Here is a 3,686-nt window from a genome sequence, read left to right as displayed (position 1 = left end):
CGACACGGCCGGGCGGGACGTCCCCGGCTCCGCGGACGGGTCACCCGCCGGTCCGGACAACCGCGGTCGCCCGGACGGCAGCGACCCGGACGGCAGCGATCCGGACGGCAGCGACCAGGACGCGACGGGGCCGGAGGACGACGGAGGGTCGGACGGTCCGGACACCGGCCGGGACGACGAAGCTCCCGGCGGCCCCGGCGACCGCGACCCGCGGGAGGACGATCCCGTTCCTCCGCCCCCGGAGGGCGGCGACCCCGACGAAGGAGTGCCGGAGGACGGCGACCCCGGGGACGGGGACTCCGGTGACACGGGCGACGGGGACACGGGCGACGGGGACACCGGCGACGGGGACACCGGCGACGGGGAGTCCGGCGACAGGGCCCCGGAGGACGGCGATGAGCGCGGTGGTGGCGGGTCCGACCGGCCGGACCGCGACGAGGGGGATCCCGAGCACGGGGATCCCCGGGACGGGGATCCCCGGAACGGCGGGAACGCCGACCGCGACGGAGACCACGGCGGCGGGTCCGGCGCGGACGGTCCGGCCACACCCGGCGCCGGGACGGAGACCCCGGCACCCTCCCGGTACCCGGTGGGTGGTTCCGGACCCGGTGGGGAGGACACCGCGCGGGCGGACGCACCCCGGCCGGTGCGGATCGCGCTGAGCGCGGAACGCGCGCTCGGGCGGATGTCGCCCCCGTCCGGCGGGTGAGGGGACGACTGTGCGGATACGGGGTTCGTGGATCGTCGTCGCCGTCGTCGGCGTGCTGTTCGTGACGATGCTGCTCGTCGCGGGATGGTCCAACTCGGAGATCGGCAACGACGCGAACCCGGAACGGGAGTTCGCCGGCGAGGACACCGTGCCCTCCTCGATCCTGCGGGGTGGCTCGGTCGTCGACGCCACCGGCGACGAGGTGGTCTCCACCGGACTGCCGGACCGCACGATCGCGCTGACCTTCGACGACGGTCCGGACCCGACCTGGACGCCGCGGGTGCTGGAGGTGCTCGACCGGCACGACGTCCCGGGCACGTTCTTCGTGGTCGGCTCGATGGCGTCCCGGCACCCGGAGCTGGTCGAGCGCATCCACCGCTCCGGGTCCGAACTGGGGGTGCACACCTTCACCCACCCGGACCTGGCCACCACCGGGGACTGGCGGGTCGAACGGGAGCTGCATCAGACGCAGCTGGTGCTCGCCGGGGCCACCGGGGTCACCACCCGCCTGTTCCGACCGCCGTACTCGTCCACCGTCGGGGCCCTCGACGATCCGGCGTACCGGGTGGTGCGCGACGCGGGCGAACACGGGTACGTCAGCGTGTTCACCGATGTGGACAGTCAGGACTGGCGGCGTCCGGGGGTTGACGCCATTGTGGACAACGCGACGCCGGAGAACGGGCGCGGCGGCACCGTGCTGCTGCACGACGCCGGTGGCGACCGTGCGCAGACGGTCGCGGCGCTGGACGTGCTGATCCCGGAGCTGAAGCGGCAGGGCTACCGGTTCACCACGGTCAGCGAGGCGGTCGGGATCGACGCGGAACACCCCGCCGCCGTGGGCGACCGTGTCTCCGGGTCGGCGCTGACCGCACTGGTCACGGCCGCGAGGGCGATGATGACGGTGCTGAAGTGGGCCCTGATCGTGGTCGGGGCGCTCACCGTGGCGCGGTTGCTGGTGCTGCTCGTCCTCGCCCGGCGGCACGCCCGGTACCGACGTGCGCATCCGGAATGCTGGGGGGACCCGGTCCGCCGCCCGGTGTCGGTGCTCATCCCCGCGTACAACGAGGCCACCAACATCGCCGCCACCGTCCGCTCGGCCGCGGCGAGCGACCACCCGGTCGAGATTCTCGTGATCGACGACGGGTCGGACGACGGCACCGCCGACGTGGTGGAGCGGCTCTCCCTGCCCGGGGTGCGGGTCCTGCGGCTGCCCAACGGGGGCAAGTCGGCGGCGCTCAACGCGGGCGTCGCCGCCGCCGCGCACGACCTGATCGTCATGGTCGACGGGGACACCCTGTTCGAGCCGGACACCGTGCGCGAGCTGGTGCAGCCCTTCGCGGACCCGACGGTGGGCGCGGTGTCCGGCAACGTCAAGATCGCCAACCGGGAGACCCTGCTCGCCCGCCTGCAGCACATCGAGTACGTGGTCGGCTTCAACGTCGACCGCCGGGTGTACGACGTCACCCGGTCGATGCCGACCGTGCCGGGTGCGGGCGGCGCGTTCCGGCGGGAGGTGCTGGAGGCGGTCGGCGGGCTCAGCGCGCGGACCCTGGCCGAGGACACCGATCTCACGATCGCCGTCGGCCGCGCGGGATGGCGCACCGTCTACCAGGAGACCGCCGTCACCTGGACCGAGGCGCCCACGACCGTCCGGCAGCTGTGGCAGCAGCGGTTCCGGTGGACGTTCGGCACGATGCAGGCGGTGTGGAAGCACCGCCGGGCGATCGTCGAGCGGGGCGCGGCGGGCCGCGTGGGCCGGTTCGGCCTGCTGCACGTGCTCGCGTTCCAGGTGCTGCTGCCGATGCTGGCCCCGGTGATCGACGTCTTCCTGCTCTACGGCGTCCTCTTCCTCGATCCGGGCACCACCGTGCTGTTGTGGCTGTCCATGCTGGCGATCCAGGGGGTCGGTGCGTATTGCGCGTTCGGCCTCGACCGGGAGTCGCGCTCGGCGCTGTGGCTGCTGCCCACCCAGCAGTTGGTGTACCGGCAGCTGATGTACGTCGTCCTGGTGCAGTCGGTGATCGCGGCGGTGTCCGGGGTGCGGGTGCGGTGGCAGCACCTGCGCCGCACCGGCATCACGCGGCCCGGCACGGTCGCCGCACCCACCGCACGCGGCACCGCGACCGCACCGGACGGGCACGGCGGCACCGAACGGGGGGAGGACACGGAGGGACGGCACGGTACGGACGGACCCGGGGCCGCGGAGAACCCGGCCGGGGGACGACCACAAGCACCGGATGCCCCACGGGCACCACATTCCCTACAGGCACTCGATGCCCCGAAGGCGCCGGATGCCCCGCAGGCACCGGATGCCCCGCAGCCACCGGATTCCCCGCAGGAAGCGGGGTTCCGGCCGACACTGTGGGCCGCGCGGGGACCGGGGAACCCACCGGCACGGTCGTCCACCACCCCGGTGCCGGTGCGGGAACGGTGGCTGGACCTGTTGCGTGCGGCGGCGCTGGCCCGCGTGCTGCTCTACCACACTGTCGGGTGGGCGTGGCTCAGTGTCGCGTTCCCGGCGATGGGTGTCATGTTCGCGATCGGTGGTTCCCTGGCCGCCCGGTCGATGGAGCGCACCCCGCCGGTCGATGTCGTCGGCAGCCGGATCCGCAGGCTGCTGCCGCCGGTGTGGGTGCTGGCGGTGGTGATGGTGCCGCTGATGCTGGCCCACGGCTGGAGCACCACGCTCGACGGCGCCGGGTCCGCGGGCGACGGCGGGGCCACACCGCTGAATCCGCCCGAGCTGCTGCTGTGGGTCTTCCCCGTGCTCGACCCGCCGTACGGCGAGTGGGGACTGGGCCGGGACGCCGCCATCGTGCTCTGGTACGTCCGCACCTACCTGTGGTTGGTCCTGCTGAGTCCGGTCCTGCTGCGGGCGTACCGGCGGTGGCCGCTGGTCACCGTGGCGGCGCCGCTCGCGCTGGTGGCCGGCGACGCCGTGCTCGGCTCGCCGCTGAGCGGCCTGGACGCGGTCGGG

General features: G+C 74.1%; 1 protein-coding gene and 1 pseudogene. Both read left to right on the top strand.

Annotation, left to right across the window (positions count from 1 at the left end):
* Positions 1–709 (top strand): annotated as a pseudogene (locus tag ACTIR_RS26605) (hypothetical protein); the annotation flags it as partial.
* Positions 710–719: 10 nt separating this feature from the next.
* Positions 720–3,686: glycosyltransferase (locus ACTIR_RS23080; RefSeq protein WP_026454549.1), on the top strand; the 2,967-nt coding region annotated here is incomplete at its 3' end.

Origin of the sequence: Saccharomonospora iraqiensis subsp. iraqiensis (assembly GCF_000430445.1) — a bacterium.
Classification (GTDB): domain Bacteria; phylum Actinomycetota; class Actinomycetes; order Mycobacteriales; family Pseudonocardiaceae; genus Saccharomonospora; species Saccharomonospora iraqiensis.
This window is presented reverse-complemented; position numbering and strand designations above follow the sequence as displayed.